The organism is Patiriisocius sp. 208BN25-11, assembly GCF_058147145.1.
Map to the genome: position 1 here is coordinate 1 of NZ_JBYVJY010000002.1, position 24,080 is coordinate 24,080.

Here is a 24,080-nt window from a genome sequence, read left to right on the forward strand (position 1 = left end):
TAATTTTAATACAAATTTTAGCGCTTTGATGTTTTAATATTTTTTGAGTGCCTCCTTATATGTGTACTCCTTCGTTGAAGCTTCAGAGCACGAGAAAAAAATAAGTTTTATTTTGTCCATATTCTATCTTCCATGCTCCATTTAGTTAAAGTGCCTATTTTTTAGAATCAAAGTGTAAAGCAAAAGAGTCTTCTACTCCCGAAACTTCGGGAGTAGAAGGGTATATGCATGACGTATTCTAAAATCTTATAAGATAATAACTGTAAAATGGATTTATAGATCAGTAGTATGAATCTGCCAAAACCGCAATAGGGATAGCAGCGGCATCCTCTCCTTCGCCAAAGGCAAGGGGAGATATAGCGGATAGCCCGGCTATTTGCCATAAAAAAAGGGATGCACAGCATATGCATCCCAAATATTTTGATAGTATGGTTGTATTATAGTACTGTTAGGGTACCTGATCTTCCATTCCATGACCAAGTTCCAGATGTAGTTGCATTACAATCGTTTGTAACATAAGATTCGGGAATATCATCGCCTAATGGATTTGTAATCTGAGTAGTATAATTTAAGCTCCAACTCGCTTCATTACCAATGACCATAGATGTTTGACCTCCAGCACTAATAGCGTCTGCTACATCTCCTAAGGGAACAGGAGCTGTAATAATAATATCAAGTAGAACGGGTTCTGTAGTAGGTATAGTAACTCCTACTGGAGCACATGCAATAGCAGTATTTGGGTCGAAATCATCCATGCCATTCACTACAACTTGACTAGTAGCTCCTGTATGGCTTAGTACCAATGTGTTAATTTCTTGAGTGACAGCGTTACCACTAACAGGAAATGGAACCCCAGGCAATGTTGATGAAAAGGGAGAACCTTGTGTTGTTAGTGGATCTCCTATTAAATCCCAGTTACCAAAAAATGCAGGGTCTGTTGAATCTACATAGGTACCTAAACGAACAAATGCATTTGCTCCATTTTGACTTTTAACTAGGGAAATATAGGCCTCTTCATTTTCACCATTCATGTATACATTGGAGACTAATGGAGTAAAATAATTGGCAAAATTTATTTGAAAACTTCCAGATTTTCCTGTAAAAATGACAGTGTGCTTTGAGTTTTTTATTTTCTGGCCTTTAAATTTCAATTCTTGACCATTTACAAGCTGAATAAGAGCAGAGTATCTTGTATCAAGCCCTGCGTTAATGTATATTTTTCCATGAAGATCTGCATTGAGATAATGCCCAAAAACACCTGTATATTTACCTATGGGAGAATTGTCATACTGAGTATCGGCTACCAAGTTTACAAGATCTGTAATTTCTGGAATGTATTCATTTTCTTGAATTGAATCGCTATCTGTGCTACATCCTAAAGCTACAAATAGCGATGCGCCTAGTAACATTGCTTTTAATTTCATAATCATTTAATTTTTAGTTAGATTACAAAAATAATTAAAAATTAAGGCAATAGATACATTCTTTTCTTTTATAAATCAATGTTTAAAGAAAAACAAAGACACAAAAACTTTATAGTATCTCAAAAAATGAAATTTGTGCTCGATTGTTTGCTACCATGAGATGCTTTCTACCTTTTATAGTAATGAGTTGTACATCTCTAGCATCTTTATCGTTAAATAATCCCGTATTTGTTGTTGCTGAAATTTTATTTTCAGCTGTTGTTAAAACGGTGCCTGTATGCGCGTCATAGCGACCTGTTTCTACCTCTACTGGGTATAAATTTCCTACCGTAATGATTTTGTTTTCACCGTTCATTACTATCGTAATGCTACTATTGGTGGGAGCTACCTGATTTTCGTTAGGTAGTGCTTTTATTGTAAAGGATGTCTTGTTATTATAAAAAATGGCCGATTGGAAATACGTTGCTTCAAGAGAAATCGCATCCGATAAATCGTATTTACTATACACTTCATTGAAGGTTAGATTTGCAAATTCTGAGTAGGAGTGAATGCTTTGTTTTAGATCTGGATTTTGCTCTGCAGAACATTGTAAACCGCGCACTGGATACAAGTTATTATTATTGTAATATCCTAATGCAATATCGTTCGTTCCATTGTTGTCGAAATCTTTTGCTAAAATTTTAAAGGGTTGCCCTAAATTAGCTTTATGTTTTGAATTTAATCCAAGGTTTCCAACGATTAAATCTTTGCTGCCATTGTTATCAAGGTCTACTACTTCGATGCTATTCCACCATCCTTTTTTATCACTTATACCATAGCTGTTTGTTGTGTTTTTATAAGTGGTTCCATCTGTTTCAAAAATGGAAACTGGCATCCAATGGCCTACTACTATTAGATCCTTTTTGCCATCATTATTAATGTCTTCTATGGCGGCATCTTTTACCATACCTATGTATTCTAAATCTGGAGCTAGGGTTGCTATTTCGTTAGTAAAAACACCGTTATTATTAATTAACAAAAGGCTTTTTCCTGCTTTAGGATATTCTTGTGGCGTTTGATAACCACCAACAAAGAGATCTAAATCACCATCATTATCGATATCATTTGCTATTACACAAGAACCACTGGCTTTATCGTTTGGAATGCGATTTTTTGTTTTACTGAAATTTCCTGACCCATCATTTTCATAGAGTCTGTCTTGCATTTGTGGAGCGTCTAAACTATGCTCATTGCTTCCACTTACCACATATAGATCTTGATCTCCATCAGCATCATAATCAAAAAAGACAACGCCTAGGTCTTCCGAAGCTTTGTCTGCTATAAATGCTGTTTGATTTCCCTTTGTAAAACTTCCATTTTTTGTTTGTAAGTATAAGGTACCAGCATAACCAGCACCGTTTCCTTGAAAGAAATCGTCTAGACCATCACCATTAACATCGGCAACCGCTACAAAAGGACCTTCTTGGGATTGTTTTTGGGGTAGTAAAATTTCAATTTTATAATCATCAAATTCTTTTTCTTGATGCTTTGCTATGTTTTTGAAACTAGGACTCACATCTTTAAATAGGGGAGTACTCTGTTTTTTTGAATAGTCTATAAAGGTTGCGTCTTCGTAGTTGATCGTATGGTTTGTATTTGCAGCAAGACCTAGATGCATACTTTTTTTGTTATTGGGCCACGTAATCATTATGGAGTCTGCTTTGGTAGCAGTATCAAGACCAAAATGGATTCTATGGTCTGACACCGACTGAAATCCTCTTGTGTTTGTTATTTGAGATACATTTACTTTGTTGTCTTTTAAAAGGCTTGCTTTTGCTCCATATGGTATTTTACCATTTTTGGTCAAGGTAAGTGTAATTGCGTTGGTTGTTTTTTCACTATTATTTCTATAAAGTGCAGCTGGTTCTTCTATATTATTTACAACAAGATCAAGGTCTCCATCATTGTCGAAATCTGCATAAGCAGCTCCGTTGGAGTTAAAGGCTTGTGTTTTTAAACCCCAATCCATAGCGCTATCTGTGAAGGTTAAATCACCATTGTTTTTAAACATGGCATTATACGCTTTTTGGGCAGGAAGAAAACTGATGGTGCTCTCAAATAATTTTGGATTATCTGTTAATCCTTTGCCTTGTTTATTCATAAAATCTTTGTTAAAGACTTCTCGCTTGATACCATTAGTTACAAATATGTCTTTATGTCCATCGTTATCAAAATCAGCAATAAGCGGACACCAAGACCAGTCTGTTTCAGCTACGTTTGCCATCCAAGCTATTTCACTATAGGTGTTGTTACCATTATTTATCTGCAAGCTATTATGCATATCTTGGTAGTGGTATCCAGAGTTTACAAATCCCCAATAAAGTTTTGGATTCATAGAGGCCATATTTACCTTTTTGGAATAGTTGTCTTGCCCTAACATTTCAGAATTAAAAATATCCAACAAACCATCGTTGTTAATGTCTGCAATATCTACTCCCATAGAGAATTTTGACATATGCTTAAGCGAAGAATTTGTTGTATTATTAAACCCACCTTTTTTGTTGTTGATGAGCACAGCATCTGGTTTGGAGTAGTCGTTAGCAATATAAAGGTCTTGATAGCCATCGTTATTGAGATCTGCGGCAACAATTCCTAGTCCGTAATCTGCATTTACGAGCCCAGCTTTTTTGGTGATATCTTTAAATTTTCCATTGGTATTAAGATATAATTTATCACTGTCTTGGTAGGTGCTCCCAACATCAACAAGTCGAATGCTTCCATCTTTGTATTCTCTTGTTTTGGTGTGTTCTTTTGGGTTATTAATAAGGTACATATCCAAATCCCCGTCATTGTCTACATCAAAAAAGCATGCTTGGTTAGATCTAGACAAATCTGTAAAGCCATATTCGGCACTTTTTTCAGTAAATGTGAGGTCTTTATTGTTTACAAATAATAAGTTGCTTAACTTTTCTTCTTGGTCGTTTTCAAACCAACCTGATCTTGAAATAAATATATCTTGATATCCGTCATTGTTAATGTCTACCACGGTTACACCCGTGCACCAATCTTGCGTATTAGAGTTGATACCTGCTGTTTGCGTTACATCTTCAAAGGTAAGATTACCTTTATTAATGTATAATTTATTGGGAGCCATATTGGCAGTGAACACAATATCTAACAAGCCGTCGTTATTAAAATCTGCTGTGGCTACACCGCCTCCATTATAAAAGTATTCGTAAGCATAATAATTATACTCGTTATTTTCTTTGTTGTAGTTTATAAAATTGATTCCAGATTCTTGGTTCGCTACAAGTGAAAAAACTGGGGTTTTCTTTTCTTCGGAAATTTTAGTGGATTGTTTTTCTTGCTTTGTTTCTTTTTTGGTGTCGTTACATGCAAACAAAAATGTAAGAATTAAAATTGAGTTTAGTATGTTTTGTAGTTTCATCTTAGTACTAAAATTTTGGTTTAAATATGGTAATAATTTTTGAAATATCGAAACGATTGTTGTAGAGTATTTTAAGCATTCAATTTGTCGATGATTTGTGTTTTTAAACTTTAAAATATGATTTTAAACGAATAATTATAAAAAAAAAAAAATGAGCGTTTGATTTTATTATATTGCTTTTTATTAATGTCCTAATTGGAAGCTCCAAAGAACGAGTTTTAGGCATTTTAACTCACAATAACTTATTAATATTTCAACTTTATTATGAAAAAAATTACAAATTTTTTAATGATTGCTTGTCTTGCACTGTTTTCGTGGCAAGGTTTTGCGCAAAATGGGGGGGATGATTGTGCTAGTGCAGTTATAGTAACTCCTGGAACCATTACTGGTGCCCAAATTACCAATACCGCAGGCTCAGCAACTAATTCTGGTGCAACAGGAGCAACAAATGCTATTTGGTATTCCTACACTCCTGCAGGAGATGGTACCATTACTCTTTCATCAGATGATGATCCTACAAGCCCAGATACAAGATTAACTGTGCATTCTGGTACTTGTGCTGCTTTAGTTCAAGAAGGTTTCAATGATGATATCTCAGGAACTAACTTTTCATCATTAATTACAGACCTTCCAGTTGTAGGTGGAACTGAATATTTTATTGAGTGGGATGATAGATGGTCTACAGCTCCATTTGAATGGACATTAACATTTACACCTCCGCCATCATGTATTGCGCCTTCTGATTTTGCGTTTACTGTAGATTCTCCTACAGACGCTACGGTAACTTTTACAGATGGAAATGCACCAACTGCAGATAACTATGAGTATGAATTAATTGATGTTACAGCTGGTGGTGCCGCTACAGGTACAACCATTAATGTAACTACTACTTCTATTTCATTAACTCCTTTAGTTGCTGGAAATGACTACCAACTATTGGTGTTTACACAATGTGGTAATCCTTTGGTGCCTAATCCAAGTGCAACAACAACATTCGATTTTAACTTTACTCAAGTTCCAGATTGTGTTACAGATCCTGTTCCTGCTTCTGGTGCTGTAGATGTTAGTACTGGAGCTACGTTTAGTTGGACTCCTGCTGCTACTGGAGAACCAGCTACTTCTTACGACTTTTATTTAACAGCTGCTAATGATGCCGCTGGTACTTTAAATAATATTGGTAATGTTGCCGCACCTCCTGTAAATATTACAGGTTTAGATTTAGAAGCTGAATACGGATGGGCTGTTGTACCAGTAAATGCTGGTGGAGCAAACGATGCTTGTTTAGCAACAGTTTACACATTTACAGTAAAAGGGCCTCCAACACCACCAGCTGGTGTTACTTGTACTTCTGGTGACCCATCAGTTGTTGTATATTCTGACGAATTGGATGCACAGGGGTCATGGACTGGAGATTTTAATGCAGGAAATGGAACATGGCTTTTTGGAGCTACAACTCCTTCAGGAGCCGCAGGACCTACAGGTGGACCTGCTAGTGGTTCAGCATTTATGTTCTATGAAGCATCACAACCTTTAACAATCCCAACAGCATCTGCTGTTTCTCCTGCAATAGATTTAACCTTCCTTACTGTTGGTGACCCTGTAGAATTATCTTTCTTCATGCATGCATTTGGTGCTGGTATTGGAAACTTCACCGTCGGTGTTGGTACTAGTGCTGCTGGACCATTTACAAACGAATTTACATGGGATGGTGCACTACAAGGAGCTCAAGGTGATGCGTTTATACAAGTAGGAGTAGATTTGTCTGCTTATAATGGACAAACTGTATTCTTAGAATTTTCTCATACTGGAAACACTAATTTCGTTGGGGATTTAGCTATTGATTTAATTGAAATTAATGCGTGTACAGATGCATGTTTAGCTCCTACGGGATTAACAGCATCTAATTTCCAAACTGGTGTTGTTGATTTAGGTTGGAATGATGTAGCAGGAGCTGTTTCTTACGATTATGAAATACAAGATGTTGGTGTTGCGCAAGGTGATGCTGGTGCAATTGTAGCTTCTACGAATGTTGCTGTATCTGAAGCCCTAGCAGTAGCTGGAGCTTTTGTTGACGGTAATGACTATACTGTTTATGTAAGAACAAATTGTGCAGCAGATGATTCACCATATACTTCGATAGATTTTACATTCACGCCACCACAACCAGGTGATAACTGTGATGTAGCAATCGTTCTTGCTGGTCCTGGTATCACCACAAGTACTGTAGGTGACGGTAATGGTTCTGCTACAAACTCTGGTGCTACTGGTGCTACCGACGCAATTTGGTATTCTTATACACCACCTGCAGATGGTACTATAACTATAACATCTGATGATGATCCAACAAATCCAGATACAAGACTTACGGTTCACTCTGGTACTTGTGCTGCTTTAGTGCAAGAAGGATTTAATGATGATATTAGTGGAACAAACTTCTCTTCTTTGATCACAGATCTTCCTGTTTTAGGTGGAACAGAATATTTTATTGAGTGGGATGATAGATGGTCTTCTGCTACGTTTGAGTGGGAATTAACTTTTGTTGATCCATTAGCGTGTAACGCTCCTGCAAATGGTGCTGCTTCAAACTTACAAACTGGACAAGTTGATTTAGATTGGGATGATGTTGCATCTGCTACTACATATACCTATGAAATACAAGATGTAGGTGTTGCTCAAGGTGATGCTGGTGCCATAGTTGGTAGTACTACTACTTTAGGTGCAGTATCTGAGGCATTAGCTGTTACAGGTGCCTTTGTTGAAGGAAACTCTTATACGGTGTATGTCGCAAGTAATTGTGCAGGACCTGTAACGTCTGACTACACTTCATTTGATTTTGATTTTGTTTTACCACCATCAAATGATGATTTTGCAAATGCAGAAGCTTTAACAGTTGGTACTTCTTGTTCAAATACAGGTGGTACATTAATCGCGGGAACAGAATCTCCTGAAACTCCAGCACCTTCATGTGCTAGTTTTGATGGCCCAGATGTATGGTATCAATTTACCGCACCAGCAAACGGTAATATCTTTGCTGATATTTCTGTAGGTGCTAGTGGATCTCCATTTGACACAGGAATGTCTTTATATAGCTTTAATCCATTATTAGGTACTCTAACTGAAGTACAATGTAACGATGATGGTGCAAATGGTACTTTCTCTTCTATTGTTGTAACAGATGGTTCTCTAGTTCCTGGTGATACGTATTACTTACGTGTTTGGGCATTTAATGCTGCAAACCTTGGTGACTTTAACATTTGTGCATTCTCTCCAGATTGTCCAGGTGCTGTTAAAACTTGGACAGGAACAGAATGGCAAGTAGCTGGTGTAACTGACACACCTCCTACAGCCATTGACACTGCAATTATCGATGGTGGATATGATACTGCTACAGACGGTAGTATTGATGCTTGTAGTTTGGTAATAGACTTTGGTGTAACTGTAACTGTTGACGCTTCAACTTATATGAACGTAGTGAATGATATTAATGTTAATGGTACATTAAATGTAGCACACACAGGTAGTGTTGTACAGACTGATGCAGCAGCAGTTACTGCTAATGGAGGTACTATAAACGTAAATGTTACAACACCAACGATAGGTGCTCGTCAATTTATGTTATTGGGTAGCCCAATGTCTACTGCAGATCGTGGAGAATTTGCAGGATTTAGAATGTTAGCACACGACACCAATGCTTTTGATATGTTTATTGATCCAGCTTTAAGTGATGCTACAAATTTTGTAGATTCTGACAATAATGACTGGTCTAATCACACAGGGACGCTTAATCCTGCTGAAGGATACGCATATTGGCCTGGTGCTGATATCAACGATGCTGGTTCTTTCGATTTAGTATTCAACAACGGTACATTAAATAGTGGTACGTATGCATACCCAACTGTTTTTGGTACAGACAAGAATGATAGTCCAAACATGATGTCTAATCCATATGCTAGTGCTATAGATTCGGATGCATTTATGACTGCTAATGCTGCTACTATTGATGAATTGTATTTCTGGGAGCATAATACTACACCTAGTCCTACATTCCCTGGAGCTAACTCAGCAAACTTTAACATGGAAGATATTTCTGTGAGAAACTTAGGAGCTGGTGTAGCTGCATCAACTGGAGGTACTGCACCTGGAGGCTTTATGGCTTCTGGACAAGGATTTGGGATCAAAGCAACTTCGGCTGCTGCTGTAGTATTTACTAACGGCATGCGTGTTACAGGTAATAATGATGATTTAAGAAACCCAATTGTTTCGGACCGTTTATGGTTAAATGTAACTAGTGACCAATACGGTCTAGCTAGTAACATGGCTGTAGTATTTACAGATCAAGCAACTGCTGGTTATGATGGAGCTTTTGATAGTCAGAGATTAGGTACTATTGTATCTCTGTACACTCAAATGGAAGGTTCAGATAATGGATATACTATCCAAGGTAGAGAAGCTTTCACAAGTGATGCTACTGTTACAACTGGATTCTCTTCATTAGTAGATGAGAGCACTTCGTATACTATTAGTATGACAGATCGTGATGGTGCTTCTATGGAAACCGCAACTGTTTTCTTAATCGATAATGAATTAAACACCATTACAGATTTAACAGCAGGATCGTATACTTTTGAAAGCGTTAAGGGTAACTACCCAGGACGTTTTACAATTGTATTCGAGGATGAATCATTAAGCACAGTAGATAATGCTTTAGCAACTGTTGCTATGTATCCTAACCCATCTAGCGATATTGTAAATATTGCTTCTCCTAATGCTCCAATTTCATTAATCGAAATTACAGACATTAGAGGTAGAGTTGTTTTATCTCAAACTGTAAACGCTCAAAACGTTGCAACAATTAATGTTGAAACTCTTGATAGTGCAGTTTATTTAGTAACAACAACTACAGATCGTGGTTCAATTACAAATAGATTAATTAAAGAATAATTTCTTTAATATCTATAGATATAAAGAGCACCCATACGGGTGCTCTTTTTTTATGCATACCTTTGTATTTTTATCTAGCAATTACTAATGAGAGGACAAACTCCAAAAGAAGAATTCTATAATTACAGTACCCATGCCATTGGTTTTATACTTTCGGTTATAGCACTTTTACTTCTTATTTTTGTTCCAGAATATCAAAGGCCAATACATTTGTTTTCTGTAGTTGTATATGGTATTTCTCTATGTATGCTATACTTTATTTCTTCAAAGTACCATTATGTAACTACGATAAATAAAAAAATACGCTATAGAAAATTAGATCATATTAGTATTTATATATTAATAGCTGGTACCTATTCACCAGTAACGCTCATATTTCTTTCCAATAGTAAGGGCGTTTTATTATTCTCTATTGTGTGGGTTATTGCTGCTATAGGTACGGTTTTAAAAGTTTTTTTTACTGGTAAGTTTGAAGTAATCTCTTTGCTGCTGTATGTTATTATGGGCTGGTTGATTGTGCTAGACTTTACAGCATTAAAAGAAGTAGTATCTACTGCTTCAATAAACCTATTAATTGCAGGAGGAGCTGCCTATACAGGTGGGATTATTTTTTATGTTTGGGATAAACTGAAGTACAACCATGTAATTTGGCACCTGTTTGTACTTGCAGGAAGTATTTGCCATTTTTTATGCATCTACTTGGCACTTATATAAAATAGGCTATTACAATTGCTACGATAATAGTACTTAATTTGGTAAGATTAAATTTGTGGTCTTTACTGCTTTCAAATAAAATAGTAGTAGATACATGAAGAAAAATACCAATCGATACAGCATTCAGTTGTTCTTTGTAAGCCATTACTTCGGGAATATTAGATGACAACCAACTTCCCAAAGGAGTCATACTTGCAAATAGTAGTAGAAATGAAAGAATCGTAGTACCTGGATATTTCGCCTTTATAAAAAAGAAAGAAAGTATCATTGCTATCGGGATTTTATGAACCAAAACTCCAACAAACATACTAGAATGCCCTGCTACTGGAACTCCTTCAAACAACGCATGAATGGATAAACTAATAAAGAGAAGCCACGGAAATACTTGTTTATTTGCATGTATGTGAACATGCCCGTGTTCTGCACCTTTACTTAAAAATTCCAAACATATTTGAAGTAAAATTCCTAGCATGATAAAAGGCCCTGTATACTTGTTAGAAGATTGATATACTTCTGGTAATAATTCAAATAGCGTTACAGCCAATAAAAAAGCACCACTAAATGCTAAGGGTAAAGACAAATACTGTGCTTTTTTATTTTTAAGCACTAAAGCAACTCCATAGCCTACAAATACAGCGAAAAATAAAGCTTGGTATATCATAAGCCAAAAATAAGAATTAATCGTTCAGAATCATTTGCATTGAATGGGGTAAGATGATAATCTCCAAATGTTTCCTTTAATTGTAATCCTGCACGCTCAAAATAAAATTTAAAATCTTCTAGGGTCAAGGCTTTTACTTTTTCTGTATAGGAATATGATTCATTCTTGTCGCTAAAAGAAATATTTTTATAAATAACCCCGTTTTCTAATTGTCTGCTAATATGAAATGTAATACCCTCTACTACTTTAGTTTCATTATCCACTAGATTTGACACTACCTGGTGTACATTTAAAAAATCTATAACAGCAAGTCCATTAGAAGTGAAATTTTGTTTGATTGCTTTGATAGTTCTTAAGTTATCTTCTTCTTTTTCAAAGTATCCAAAACTTGTAAAAAGATTAAAAACAGCATCAAAAGTATTTTCTTTATAGGGAAGACACATATCATGCACTGCAAAAGTGAGGTTCTCTTTGGTATGTTTTTGAGCAAATTTAATGCTCTCCACAGATAAATCTACTCCAGTAATATCATAGCCTAAGGTTGCTAAATATCTAGAGTGTCGTCCTTTACCACAGGCAAGGTCTAGTATTTTAGCATCACTTGATAGGTTTAAATGTAAGGTGAGCCTACGCATAAAATTGGCTGCTTCTGTATCATCTCTGTCCTTATAGAGCACATGATAATAAGGACTATTAAACCATGAGGCATACCAAGTTGTATCTTCTTTTTGCATTGTATGATTTTACAGCGCTAAAATACTGTATTTTTGCAGGAGAACGAATAAAAAAACATGGCAAAAAATTTCAAAATGGTGGCCAAGACACTTTATGGTCTTGAAGAGCTGTTAGCACAAGAACTTAGACAGCTTGGTGCTTCAAATATCGAAATAGGAGTGCGTAATGTTTCTTTTGAAGGCGATACCGGTTTTATGTACAAGGCAAATTTGTGCTGTAGAACCGCCATTAAAATTTTAAAGCCTATTACTGCCTTTAATGTCTTTAAGGAAGATGATCTGTATCAAAAGATATATAACATTAACTGGCAACAATATATGGATGCCAATGGGACTCTTGCGGTAGATGCTACTGTATTTTCAAAATACTTTACCCATTCTCAATACATCGCATTAAAAACAAAAGATGCTATTGTAGATCGTTTTAGAGATATGGAAGGTGAGCGCCCTAACGTGGATCTAGATCATCCAACACTTCGTATTAATATCCATATCGATAGAAATATTTGTACGGTTTCTCTGGATAGCTCCGGACAATCTTTACACAAACGTGGCTATAAAGTGGCAAATACATTAGCACCTATTAACGAAGTATTAGCCGCTGGAATGATATTAAAGACGGGCTGGACGGGACAATGCGACTTCATTGATCCTATGTGCGGGGGCGGTACTTTATTAACTGAAGCCGCAATGATTGCCTGTAACATACCTGCAAACCTAAATAAAGAAGAATTTGGTTTCGAAACATGGCCAGATTTTGATGTGGATTTGTACGAACTCATAGAAAATGCTGCGCTAAAAAAGATTAAAGAGTTCCATTTTAAAATTATTGGCTACGATAATGATATTGTAACGCTTAAAAAGGCCAAGGAGAATATTATGTCAGCTAATCTTTCAGAATTTATTACCGTAGAACATGCAGATTTCTTTGAAACAGAAAAAGGAAGAGACAGACAATTGTTTCTTGTTTTTAATCCGCCCTACGATGAGCGAATCTCTATTCGTGATGTAGAACATTTTTACGGAAATATTGGTAACACCCTAAAAAGAAACTACCCAGACACCCAGGCATGGATGATTACCTCAAACCTTGAAGCCCTTAAGTTTGTTGGCTTAAGACCTTCAAAAAAGATCAAACTTTTTAACGGAAAATTAGAAAGTAGATTGGTGCAATATGAAATGTATGCTGGGAGTAAAAAGGCTAAAAAACAATAATTAGTTTTTAAAAAGTGGTAACAAATAACTTATGGTATAACCATATCCAACACCCCATTCACTAAAATCGTAGGTTCTATTAAAGCCAGGGATGTATAGATTATCGAAGTTTTCTGGTGTGTCTTCTGCAAGTTTTCGTTTGAGTTGTAAATTTACTGAAAGGAATACATTGGTTAATATTTCGGTTTTAAATCCCACAACTAGCTCTGCCCAATGCGCTGTAAGACCAGAGAATTCTTGGGGATCGACTACAATAGTGGGAGGGAAGCTTTGATCTGTAGTATAGATGCTGTAGGCTAGTAATTCTTGACTAAAATTAGAAAATCCATACCGAAGTCCCGCAAAAATTTCATTTGTCATCCCTAACCAGTTTTCGTAGGCATTATAATTTGCTCCTATTTTAAAATAACTACCACTGGTACTGGCATTTAAATTTGACTCAAAATAGTCTTTTGTTTCATTTCCAAATTCTGCAGCGAGGTAGTAACGTTCTTGAATTCTAAAATCGGCTAGCACTTCAAATCCAGTATAGCCTTCTTCCAATAAAGAGCGCAAAGGTTTTGCTATGTCTAGACCAAGTCTAAGTCCGTATTTGGTCTTAACCGCAGTGGTATCCTGTAGTTTCTCTGTCTCACCTTGTCCAGAAGCAAAATGCGCAGCACCAAGTGTACTAATGAAAAATAGTAATATGCGTAACGTCTTCATTTTCTACTGTTGCGTTGTTAATAGTTGTACTTAGCATCCAATTTGCACTTCCTTCTGGCTGTACACTCAGGTTTACATCTGTAAATGTTGTTCTAAATGCACAGGCTCTGTTAATATAGACATCTTCACCTCTTTGGTAGCTTATCGTTACTGCATCTGTATTTGGAGTAGCACTGTCAAACTCTTTTGTGAAATTATAAGAAGCACTGGTTGCGGTTGGATTTAGTGGGATACGATATAATGTGTCGGTTCTAGAGGCTAACACTTCTGTTTGTTCAGCATTTGGAAGGGTTATCCTTAAATTTGTAACAGCTTTTACTTGTGTTGGATTGCTGATATCCATAAACTTAATAATCAACTGAGGTGTTGTTTCTGTATCTTCTGGACAAATATCGTCTCGTGTACAACCTGCAATGCAGAAGGCAATAATAAGTATGAGTAGTATTTTTTGTGTCATTTCTGAAATATTATACAGCGCTATTGAGTTATTTTTTTTCAAGTAAGACAACGTTTTCTACGTGGTGCGTTTGTGGAAACATATCTACAGGCTGCACTTTTGTTACTTTATAGTGCTCATCTAGTAACGCTAAATCTCTTGCTTGTGTTGCGCTGTTGCAACTTACGTATACTATTTTTTTTGCATGTAAAGAGATTAGTTGTGCTACAACATCTTTGTGCATACCGTCTCTTGGTGGATCTGTTATTACTACATCTGCTATGCCATGCTGGTTGATAAAATCTTGGTTAAATACTTGTTTCATATCACCTACATAGAATTCACAATTTGTAATTCCATTTCGTTCTGCATTTTCTTTTGCAGCAGCTATTGCATCTGGAACAGCTTCAACTCCAATCACTTTCTTTGCTTTACTAGCCACAAATTGTGCAATAGTTCCAGTTCCAGTGTATAAATCAAATACAAGCTCATTACCCGTTAATCCAGCAAAGTCTCTTGTTATCTTATATAACTCATAGGCTTGATGACTATTGGTTTGGTAAAATGATTTGGCATTTATCTTGAATTTTAAGCCTTCCATTTCTTCAAAAATATGGTCGCGCCCTTTATAACAAATTACCTCTTGATCGTATATGGTGTCATTTCCTTTTCCATTAATTACATATTGTAAAGAAGTAATCTCTGGAAATTCTGCGAATACCGCATCTAAAAGCTGTTCTCTCTTTTCTTTGTTTTCAGCAAAAAACTGTACTAGCACCATGAGTTCTCCATTACTAGAAGTTCTCAACATAAGTGTTCTTAAAATTCCAGTTTGATTTCTAGTGTTAAAAAATGGGATCTCTAATATTTCCGCAGTGTGCTTTATAAAATCACGAATGGCATTACTTGGATCTCGTTGTAAATGACATTTATTTAAATCCAGTATTTTGTCCCACATACCTGGAATATGAAAGCCTAAAGCATTTTTATTCTCAATAATAGCATCACTCTTTATTTGGTCTAAGGTTAACCACTTACTGTCGCTAAAGGAGAATTCCATTTTGTTTCTGTAGAAATACTGCTCTTTTGAACCAAGAATTGGGGTTATGTCAGGTAATTCTATCTTCCCAAGACGTCTTAAATTATTATCTACTTCTTTTTGTTTGTAGAATAATTGGTGCTCGTAGCCCATGTGCTGCCATTTGCAACCCCCACAAGTACCAAAATGTTCGCAAACAGGAGCGACTCTTTTGTCTGATTCTTTGTGGACTTCAATAGCTGTACCTTCGAAATATGCTTTTCTTTTTTTGGTTGTTTGTACCGTAACAATATCACCAGGAACAGCATTATTGATAAAAACGACACGGCCATCTGGAGCTTTTGCAACTGCTTTACCTTTTGCGCCTGCATCAATGACCTCTAAATGCTCTAATTGTATTCTGTTTCTGGATTGTTTTCTTGCCATGCTGTAAAAATACTATAAATGCACTATTAATATTGTTGATGCACTTTAAAATAATATAATATATTAGTAATTTTACAACGGGATGATTTCTCTCCTCCGCTGAATTTTCTCCCGAGTCTTCGGGATCTCGAAAAAATAAAGGTATAGTAGGAATTTCATATATTAATTTTTTAAATTTTAAATGTTATGTCTATAGCAGAAAAAACTTTATCGCAGCAAGCGATTGATGTGGAGAACAAGTATGGAGCTCACAATTATCACCCATTACCCGTAGTCTTAAATAGAGGAGAAGGAGTCTATGTTTGGGACGTAGAGGGAAAAAAGTATTATGACTTCCTATCAGCATATAGTGCTGTAAATCAAGGTCACTGTCATCCTAAAATTGTGGGTGCAATGACAAAGCAAGCAGAAACGTTGACGCTGACTTCTAGAGCATTTTATAATGACATGCTAGGAAAGTACGAGCAATTTGCTTCTGAATATTTCAATTTCGATAAAATGTTACCAATGAACACAGGAGCCGAAGCTGTGGAAACGGCTTTAAAGCTATGTCGTCGTTGGGCTTATGAAGTAAAAGGAATTGATGAAAATAAAGCAGAGATTATTGTTTGTAATAATAATTTCCATGGAAGAACTACTACTATCATTTCTTTTTCTAATGATCCTGTAGCTAGAGCTAATTTTGGTCCGTACACAAACGGATTTATTAAAGTTGAATACGACAACCTGAATGCTTTGAAAGAAGCACTTGAATCTAGTAAAAATATCGCTGGTTTTATGGTAGAACCTATACAAGGTGAAGCAGGAGTTTATGTGCCAAGTGAAAATTACTTAAGAGATGCGAAAGCACTTTGCGAGGAGCACAATGTTCTTTTTATTGCAGATGAAGTACAGACAGGTATCGCAAGAACTGGACGTTTACTAGCTACTTGTGGAAATTGTTCTTGTGAGCAAAAAGACTGTAGCGGCACTCCAGATGTAAAACCAGATATTTTAATTTTGGGTAAAGCAATGAGTGGTGGAGCGTATCCTGTATCTGCTGTTTTGGCAAACGATTCTATTATGAAAGTGATTACTCCTGGATCTCACGGGTCTACTTTTGGTGGGAATCCAATTGCTGCAGCTGTAGCAATGGCTGCATTGGAGGTTGTGACAGATGAGTCATTAGCAGACAATGCTTTTAAGCTCGGAAACATATTTAGAGCAGAACTTAATAAATACATAGAAACAAGTGCTATTTGTAAGTTAGTAAGAGGTAGAGGCCTTTTAAATGCCATTGTTATTAATGATGATGAAGAAAGTGATACTGCATGGAATATCTGTATGAAACTACGTGATAATGGATTGTTGGCAAAGCCTACCCACGGAAATATTATACGTTTTGCACCTCCGTTAGTAATGAATGAAGCGCAATTACGCGATTGTATTTCAATTATAATTTCAACATTAAAAGAGTTTGAGATATAAATTGAAATGTATACAAATTAAAAAGAGCGACGTATCACTAAGTCGCTCTTTTTGTTTGGAATATAATGAACGTTACGCTCCGTATTGTTCCATCATTTCTCTTTGCATTTCTTGAAGACCATCTAATCCATACATTGCAATTAAAACTACGTTTAGTATGATATAGAGCGCACCCAGTGTAATACCAATATATGCAAGTACTTTTCCAGTGCTTACATTTTTAATTCCTTTATACAATTCTGGATTTTCGTTGTGTAAAGCGGTTGCTTTTTTTGCTAAGACTAAGGCTATAATTCCTAAAGCAAGTCCAACAACACCGTAACAGCAACATAAAGGTATTGATAATATCCCTAAAATGAGTACGGCTTGCGAATTGGGTAGTGTTTGTTGTTCCATATTTTTCTTGTTGGTTATTATTTTTAAATGTAGTTGAAAATATTGAATTTTTAAAATAGGAAACTCATTTTATAAAAATAACTAACTATGATAATGACGCCGCTGAGAATTCCTAAACCAATCTTAATTTTGTGCGCATGTTTTATTTTGAAAAACATAGAGAGGACAATAAAAAACCCTAATAAGAGTAGGGTATACACAGCTGGGTACATTTTAAAGGCTGCAACAAACTCACCCCTAAAAAATAAGGCTGTGGCTCTTTGAAAGCCACAGCCAAAACATTCTAAACCGAATAATTTTTTATTAAGGCAGGGTAACATGAAATCTTCCATACCTTATACTACTTATGAGTATTAGTTTTTAACTACTATTTTGTAATCAATGTTTAAGTTTTCAGAGGTCGTTAATACAACAAGATACACACCATCACTGAAAGTTCCAGTAGGGAAGGTAAGCTTTGTGCTATCCCCTAAATTTGTTTTGTACATTACCATTCTTCCTCTCATATCAAATATTGTGGCTTTATCGATAACATATCCTTCAGGATTTGCTACTTCTAATTGAGATAATGGGTTGTTCTGGAACATTGTTACTAGTTCTGATGCTTCTATTGTAGCCTCTCTAGTAGCATTTGCATGTACAGTTGTTTCATCTCTAAAAACGATAAAGAATCTATCATCATATTTACCTTCATCTAGGACAAATGATGCGCTTTCACCAGAAACAATACTACTGTATGTGTTTTCTAAAGAATCAAAGACATACACTTGGTCTACTGGTAGATCTATTTCTTCGATACCAGTGATAACAACATTCATTTTTTCTTCTATTTCTAAAGTAAAAGGAATCTTCTTGAATTCATCTTCAAAAGGAACTGCATTAATAACAAATGGGAAAGGATTGAATTTATCCCATGCATCCACTTGTATAGGGAAATACATTTCAGAAGTAGCATCCATTGGGCTAACTGCATCCCAACCAAGATCAAAATTATCAGAACTATCGTCATTAAGAATCAATAGAGTCTGGCGCATGTGAGAATCGCCTAAGTACGTATTAATTCTAATCTGTGGTGAATAAAAGAAATCTTGAGGGTCGATTGGGTCTATTTCATTCTGTCCTAATCCTGAGGTTAAAACTCCATTACTTTCTAAATCTCTAAATTCAGATCCACCAGCGACTGATGAATATTCACCTTCTTTTACAAATCGTCTTTGTGAATTATTAAATTGTATTGTGGTAGCAGATGTAGTATTAATTGATTGAATAAAGAAACCTTGTCCTATTGGAGCCATTCTTCTATCTACGATAGGTCCGTAATGAGATAAGTTGGAAGTGTCTCCATCTGTGTCATCAGGGTCAACGTTACTTATTGGATCTCCAGAACTATTAAAATTTTGAAATTGAGGTACTACATAGTTTCCAGGGTTGTATGCACCAGATGTCGGATCTGGTTGGTATGGACCTGGTGTCCATGTTCCGAAACCAGCTTTATTATCTATGTATAAATGTGAGTTTATAGTTCTATCTTCATCATAGAATTGAATCATCGAGAATTTATTTCCAGATCCATCATTTGCATTGTTTGCAGCATCATAGAAGAATACGTTAAGATCTAGCGCAGAAGGATAAGGATTTCCGACAAGCATATTACCTCCTGAGAATACTCCAGGCGATTCAACAACTGATGCAGGAATATTTAAGGTGATATCACCACTATTTGGTCTTCCTCTAAAATCATAATTTTGATTTTGAGTTTCTGGAACTCCCGCTGCTGTAACATCAGTTCCTTTCATAATAAATCCTTTTCCCGCCGGAACGATTACACTTCCGTACATTGGCTCAAAGGTCTGGCTGCCATTAATCCATCTATACAACCATCTATGTGATATCTGTAATGGACTTGAAACACCATTTGCGTTACCAGTTATAGAAGCTGGCGCAGATTCAGTAAGACCAGTTGGCTCATGAAAGTTTATTAAACCGTAATTTCTGTTACCAGCAGTAGTAAGACCACCAGAAACTCCTTTGCTTACAGGAGATGACCAGAGGTTATAATCGTAAGCATCAGAATTACTATCTTGGTATACAGAAATACTTCCAGCACCTCTGTTTTGATTGTCACTTCCTCCCTGAATGAGCTGTGCTTGATTTCTTAGGTAAATACTAGCCTCTGTGGTAGCATCATTTGTATTTGGTTTTAGTGAAATGTAATCTTCAACATACAACTGGACATCACTTGCGTATATGTAGGTGTCAGTAGATGTAGCTACATTGGGGGCAACATATAGTTGTGCTAATGCTGCAGTAGCAGATGCAACACATATGGTTGCAGTAAGTAGTAGGTTTTTCATATTACTTGGTTTGATGAAATATTCGGACTTGGGAATTCAAATATTTCTGTTACGCGTTAAAATTAGGAAATATTTAGAAAAGAAAGTTGTATTTCCGCTTATTTTCGATGAATTACACACTTGTAATACTGATATTTGCAGCTATAATTTACTTTTCAATCAAAAATTTGTATGAAAATAGGGGACAAAGTCATGGTTATTGACGACAATTTAGAAGGAATTATTTTAAAAATTGATGGTACTAAAGTCTCCATTGAAACGCTGGATGGCTTCGAAATTTCTTTTGAAAAAGATGAACTTGTATTGTTACAAAACCCTATTGCAGCGAGTGCTTTTTCGGTCACTAATATTTCAGAAATACTTAAAGAAAAAACAACAAAACCAAAAAAGAACACTATACGCAAAAAGCCTAAAGAGCGTGTACAGCCAACAATGGAGGTTGATTTGCATATACATCAATTGGTGAAAAACCAAAGGGGGCTGTCAAATTATGAAATGTTAGAAATTCAATTAGATACAGCAAAAAGACAATTGCAATTTGCCATAAGCAAAAAGATCCAACGCGTTGTTTTTATACATGGAATTGGAGCGGGTGTCCTTCGTCAAGAATTAGAATATTTGTTCAACAAATATGAAGCGGTTAGTTTTGAAGATGCAAATTTTCAAAAATATGGTCGTGGGGCTACAGAAGTTTACATCCATCAGAGTAAACTATAGGTTTAAAAATCGGGTGTTTCTGTAATTGTTTCGTTTCTTACACTATTTATGGTCCCAAAGTTAAATGCCTCAATTACTATTTCTTCTTGGTCATTAATTAAAACGAGATTATCTATAACAATAGTCCCATCACTCATTCTTGTGAAGGTGTGTGGTCTAAATTCTTGTACAATAACGGCATCAGTTTTTGAGGCGTCAAGATAATTTGGCATAGCACCAGCCTCACTAATATCATCAGCAGGATTTAAATTTTGATTGATGTCTTCGTTGATGGTCAATACGCCATCATCGTCATCATCTATATCTAAATAATCAAACATCCCATCACCATCAAAATCACGAGGGTTTTCTGGGTCATCACCAATTTCGACAGCAGTGGGTACATTGTCGCCATCATCATCAAAATCATAAAAATTTGGAATTAGATCTTGATCAAAATCTCCAAATCCCTCTTCCGTTAAAATTTCAGAATCTACAAAATCAACACCATCATTATCATCTAATGTCGTTACTGAGATAAGTCTTGCAGTACCAGAGGTTCCTAGGTACTCTATAGTAGTAAGTGGTGTCGTGGGAGGAATAGGGTTACAAAAGTAATCTTCAGTTACGGTATCATCAAAACTTCGATAATTTACGGTTGTCCCTGAATTGTTTAGTGTGAACGTTTGTGTTCCAGTTGTAAAGAATAATTCTTCATTACTTGAAAGTACTAGCGAAATACTCTCATTTATGTTTGGATTAATTTTAAAAAAAACTTGATTCCCTAAGTCACCACATTGCATGAGCTGTGCATCTTCAAAATCGAAATTTGTTACAATAATGTCACCATCATTGCAACTTACTATCGATAAGGCAATGAAAAATAAAAGGATGCTCTTTTTCATAGATTACTTCTGAAATTTTAGTTCACTACAAAGTAACGCATTTCTTTAGGATGCTGGTATGAATGATGAAAAATTTATCTGTATTTTTGTAATAATAGTACACATAATCCATATAATATTTCCTCATTGAAAAAAGTATATTTTGATAGTGCAGCAACGACACAACTTCGCTCTGAAGTGATTGATGTTATGAAACATGTATTAGAGACAGAGTATGGAAACCCTTCATCTACGCATACCTACGGAAGATCCTCAAAGTCTTTAATTGAAACTGCGAGAAAAGAAGTAGCAACAATATTAAATGTAAGCGCATCAGAAATTATATTCACTTCTGGAGGTACCGAAGCCGATAATTTGGTGTTGCATAGCAGTGTAAAAGATTTGGGTGTTACTAGGATTATCTCTAGTAAAATTGAACATCATGCTGTCTTGTATGCCATAGAACAATTACGAATATCTCATAATATAACTGTTTCTTTTGTCGAGTTGGATGCTAATGGTCATATCAATTATGAGCAATTAGAAATGCTGTTAAAGGACACTTCTCATAAAACACTAGTGAGCTTAATGCATGTTAATAATGAGATAGGTAATATACTTGATATCAAACGCACAGCGCTTTTATGTAAAGAACACAATGCTTTGTTTCATAGTGATATGGTGCAATCTGTAGGTCATTTTAATGTGGATTTACAAGATATTTCGGTAGATTTTGCCGCTGTTGCTGCACATAAATTTCACGGACCAAAAGGAGCTGGATTTGCTTTTATTAGAAAGAATTCTGGTTTAAAGCCTATGATTCATGGAGGGGAACAAGAACGTGGCATGCGTGCCGGCACAGAGGCCGTGTATGCTATTGTGGGTATGGTAGAGGCTTTAAAAATTTCTTATAAAAATTTAACTGAAGAGAAAGCATACATAACAAGTCTAAAAGATTACTTCAAAGAAAAATTACAAGTAGAAATACCAGGCATCCATTTTAATGGTTCTTGTGGTACTAATGAAAAGAGCACTTATACTTTGTTAAATGTTTGTCTTCCTGTATCTGCAGAAAAGGGAATGATGTTATTGTTTCAGCTAGATTTAAAAGGAATTGCTTGTTCTAAGGGAAGTGCTTGTCAGAGTGGCTCTACTAAAGGGTCTCACGTTTTAGCTGAAATCTTAACAGACGAAGATATGGCGAAACCTTCTATTCGTTTTTCTTTTTCTAGTTTTAATACCAAAGAAGAAATAGATTATGTCGTGGAAACACTTAAAACCTTTGTTTTAGAAGAAAATGTACTAAAACATTAGTAGGTTTAAGTCACTATGTGGCATATCAAACCAATCACTTACTTGTTTACTTGTTAAAATCCCTCTATAGAAATACAATCCGTTTTTTAATCCAGCATCAAACCGAATGGCTTGTTCAAGCCCACCAGATTCTGCAATTTGGAGTAGGTAAGGAGTAAAAATATTACTAATAGAAATGGATGCCGTTCTTGGGTATCTTGCAGGAATGTTAGGGACTCCGTAATGTATAACACCATGTTTTGTATAGGTTGGATTGTCATGTGTGGTCATTTCAGTGGTTTCAAAACAACCTCCCATATCTACACTCACGTCAATAATGACGGCACCTTCTTTCATATTCTCTACCATGGCTTCTGTGACAATAACTGGTGATCTATTATTACCTCTAACAGCACCAATTGCAACATCACAGCGACGTAAAGATTTCATTAAGTTTTTGGGCTGTATCGTAGAGGTATACAAAGTACACCCTAAATTAGACTGTAATTTACGTAAACGTGTTATAGAACTATCAAATACTTTAACATTAGCTCCCAATCCTATGGCAGATCGAATTGCAAATTGTCCTACTGTACCAGCACCAATAACTACAACCTCTACAGGTGGTACACCACTAATATTTCCGAAGAGTAAACCTTTCCCTTTTTTTGCATTTACCATGAGTTCTGAAGCAATAAGTACTGATGCAGTTCCGGCAATTTCACTTAATGCTTTTACGGCAGGGTAGGAGTGGTCTTCATCTTTGATAAACTCAAACGCTAGGGCTGTAATTTTCTTTTTTGCAAGGGCCTCAAAATAACTTTTTTGTCTTGTTTTTAGTTGTAATGCAGAAATAATCACCGTTTTTGGGTTGATCATTTTAATTTCTTCTAGCGTGGGCGGTTCTACTTTTAAGATAATAGGGCAGCCAAATACTTTTTTAGTGTCTTTTGTAATAGTTGCACCCGCTTCACTGTAGGCTTTGTCTTTAAAACCAGCTTCTAGGCCTGCATGTTCTTCTACCAATACACGATGTCCATTTGCCACCACTGCAGCAACGGCGTCAGGCGTAAGACATATACGCTTTTCTTGAAAGTAGGTTTCTTTGGGTAAGCCTATGTATAATTCACCTTTTTGTTTGGCAATTTCCAGCATTTCTTCCTGCGGAAGTAATTGTGCTTTTGTAAAAGGGGAGGTTGGTTTTGACATGGTATTGTGTTATTAGTACCAATGTACGTTTTATTTTTTAAAACATAAAAAAAGCAAAT

General features: G+C 35.8%; 18 protein-coding genes. 6 read left to right on the plus strand and 12 right to left on the minus strand.

Going from position 1 to position 24,080, the window contains the following annotated elements; translation table 11 throughout:
- Nucleotides 1-437: 437 nt before the first annotated feature.
- Together ACY2RS_RS02835 and ACY2RS_RS02840 are read right to left on the minus strand one after the other, a co-directional pair.
- Complete coding sequence (locus ACY2RS_RS02835; RefSeq protein ID WP_490097096.1) at nucleotides 438-1,424, minus strand: hypothetical protein; 987 nt, start codon at nucleotides 1,422-1,424, stop codon at nucleotides 438-440.
- Between the two features lie 109 nt (nucleotides 1,425-1,533).
- On the minus strand, nucleotides 1,534-4,851 hold the full coding sequence (locus tag ACY2RS_RS02840; protein WP_490097097.1) for a VCBS repeat-containing protein: 3,318 nt from the start codon (nucleotides 4,849-4,851) through the stop codon (nucleotides 1,534-1,536).
- Nucleotides 4,852-5,115: 264 nt separating this feature from the next.
- Here ACY2RS_RS02840 and ACY2RS_RS02845 point away from each other — a divergent pair, with 264 nt between their 5' ends.
- Both ACY2RS_RS02845 and trhA read left to right on the plus strand, forming a co-directional pair.
- Nucleotides 5,116-9,792, plus strand: a complete 4,677-nt coding sequence (locus ACY2RS_RS02845; protein WP_490097098.1) for a T9SS type A sorting domain-containing protein — start codon at nucleotides 5,116-5,118, stop codon at nucleotides 9,790-9,792.
- Between the two features lie 87 nt (nucleotides 9,793-9,879).
- Complete coding sequence (gene trhA, locus ACY2RS_RS02850) at nucleotides 9,880-10,506, plus strand: PAQR family membrane homeostasis protein TrhA (protein WP_490097099.1); 627 nt, start codon at nucleotides 9,880-9,882, stop codon at nucleotides 10,504-10,506.
- Here the strand turns inward: trhA and ACY2RS_RS02855 are convergent.
- The gene (locus ACY2RS_RS02855) at nucleotides 10,499-11,167 is read right to left on the minus strand and encodes a ZIP family metal transporter (RefSeq protein ID WP_490097100.1); all 669 of its coding nucleotides are present in this window, start codon (nucleotides 11,165-11,167) and stop codon (nucleotides 10,499-10,501) included. The genes trhA and ACY2RS_RS02855 overlap by 8 nt on opposite strands.
- A complete protein-coding gene (locus tag ACY2RS_RS02860) occupies nucleotides 11,164-11,901 on the minus strand; it encodes a class I SAM-dependent methyltransferase (RefSeq protein ID WP_490097101.1) in 738 nt (245 codons plus the stop codon). The genes ACY2RS_RS02855 and ACY2RS_RS02860 overlap by 4 nt, the downstream gene beginning before the upstream one ends.
- 57 nt (nucleotides 11,902-11,958) lie before the next feature.
- Here ACY2RS_RS02860 and ACY2RS_RS02865 point away from each other — a divergent pair, with 57 nt between their 5' ends.
- Nucleotides 11,959-13,116: a THUMP domain-containing class I SAM-dependent RNA methyltransferase gene (locus ACY2RS_RS02865; protein ID WP_490097102.1), complete on the plus strand. Its 1,158-nt coding sequence runs from the start codon at nucleotides 11,959-11,961 to the stop codon at nucleotides 13,114-13,116.
- On the opposite strand, the gene ACY2RS_RS02870 is transcribed toward ACY2RS_RS02865, so the two are convergent.
- From ACY2RS_RS02870 to rlmD, 3 genes are read right to left on the minus strand one after another with little or no spacing between them, the layout of a single operon-like run.
- Nucleotides 13,117-13,821 carry a DUF6048 family protein gene (locus ACY2RS_RS02870; RefSeq protein ID WP_490097103.1) on the minus strand — a complete coding sequence of 235 codons (705 nt, stop codon included), beginning with the start codon at nucleotides 13,819-13,821 and terminating at the stop codon, nucleotides 13,117-13,119.
- Nucleotides 13,787-14,320, minus strand: coding sequence for a DUF6452 family protein (locus tag ACY2RS_RS02875; RefSeq protein ID WP_490097104.1), 534 nt, complete (start codon nucleotides 14,318-14,320; stop codon nucleotides 13,787-13,789). Before ACY2RS_RS02875 ends, ACY2RS_RS02870 begins: the two co-directional genes overlap by 35 nt.
- Entirely contained in the window at nucleotides 14,307-15,722 is a 1,416-nt protein-coding gene (gene rlmD / locus ACY2RS_RS02880) for a 23S rRNA (uracil(1939)-C(5))-methyltransferase RlmD (protein WP_490097105.1), read from the minus strand. Before rlmD ends, ACY2RS_RS02875 begins: the two co-directional genes overlap by 14 nt.
- A gap of 186 nt (nucleotides 15,723-15,908) precedes the next feature.
- Between rlmD and rocD the strand changes: the two genes are divergently transcribed.
- Nucleotides 15,909-17,189, plus strand: coding sequence for an ornithine--oxo-acid transaminase (gene rocD / locus ACY2RS_RS02885; protein ID WP_490097106.1), 1,281 nt, complete (start codon nucleotides 15,909-15,911; stop codon nucleotides 17,187-17,189).
- Nucleotides 17,190-17,261: 72 nt separating this feature from the next.
- Here rocD and ACY2RS_RS02890 read toward each other — a convergent pair whose 3' ends face one another.
- The 3 genes from ACY2RS_RS02890 to ACY2RS_RS02900 are packed head-to-tail and all read right to left on the minus strand — an operon-like array spanning nucleotide 17,262 to nucleotide 19,939.
- Entirely contained in the window at nucleotides 17,262-17,585 is a 324-nt protein-coding gene (locus tag ACY2RS_RS02890) for a CCC motif membrane protein (RefSeq protein WP_490097107.1), read from the minus strand.
- Nucleotides 17,586-17,635: 50 nt separating this feature from the next.
- Nucleotides 17,636-17,917: a DUF2752 domain-containing protein gene (locus ACY2RS_RS02895; RefSeq protein WP_490097108.1), complete on the minus strand. Its 282-nt coding sequence runs from the start codon at nucleotides 17,915-17,917 to the stop codon at nucleotides 17,636-17,638.
- A gap of 21 nt (nucleotides 17,918-17,938) precedes the next feature.
- Nucleotides 17,939-19,939 carry a DUF8693 domain-containing protein gene (locus ACY2RS_RS02900; protein WP_490097109.1) on the minus strand — a complete coding sequence of 667 codons (2,001 nt, stop codon included), beginning with the start codon at nucleotides 19,937-19,939 and terminating at the stop codon, nucleotides 17,939-17,941.
- 171 nt (nucleotides 19,940-20,110) lie between these two features.
- Here ACY2RS_RS02900 and ACY2RS_RS02905 point away from each other — a divergent pair, with 171 nt between their 5' ends.
- Nucleotides 20,111-20,656 carry a DUF8465 domain-containing protein gene (locus ACY2RS_RS02905; protein ID WP_490097110.1) on the plus strand — a complete coding sequence of 182 codons (546 nt, stop codon included), beginning with the start codon at nucleotides 20,111-20,113 and terminating at the stop codon, nucleotides 20,654-20,656.
- 2 nt (nucleotides 20,657-20,658) lie between these two features.
- On the opposite strand, the gene ACY2RS_RS02910 is transcribed toward ACY2RS_RS02905, so the two are convergent.
- Nucleotides 20,659-21,540, minus strand: a complete 882-nt coding sequence (locus ACY2RS_RS02910) for a hypothetical protein (protein WP_490097111.1) — start codon at nucleotides 21,538-21,540, stop codon at nucleotides 20,659-20,661.
- Nucleotides 21,541-21,666: 126 nt separating this feature from the next.
- On the opposite strand from ACY2RS_RS02910, the gene ACY2RS_RS02915 reads away from it, so the two are divergent.
- The gene (locus ACY2RS_RS02915; protein WP_490097112.1) at nucleotides 21,667-22,833 is read left to right on the plus strand and encodes a cysteine desulfurase family protein; all 1,167 of its coding nucleotides are present in this window, start codon (nucleotides 21,667-21,669) and stop codon (nucleotides 22,831-22,833) included.
- Here the strand turns inward: ACY2RS_RS02915 and ACY2RS_RS02920 are convergent.
- Nucleotides 22,822-24,021 carry an alanine dehydrogenase gene (locus ACY2RS_RS02920; RefSeq protein ID WP_490097113.1) on the minus strand — a complete coding sequence of 400 codons (1,200 nt, stop codon included), beginning with the start codon at nucleotides 24,019-24,021 and terminating at the stop codon, nucleotides 22,822-22,824. The two genes, ACY2RS_RS02915 and ACY2RS_RS02920, sit on opposite strands and share 12 nt — an antisense overlap.
- Between the last annotated feature and the right edge of the window lie 59 nt (nucleotides 24,022-24,080).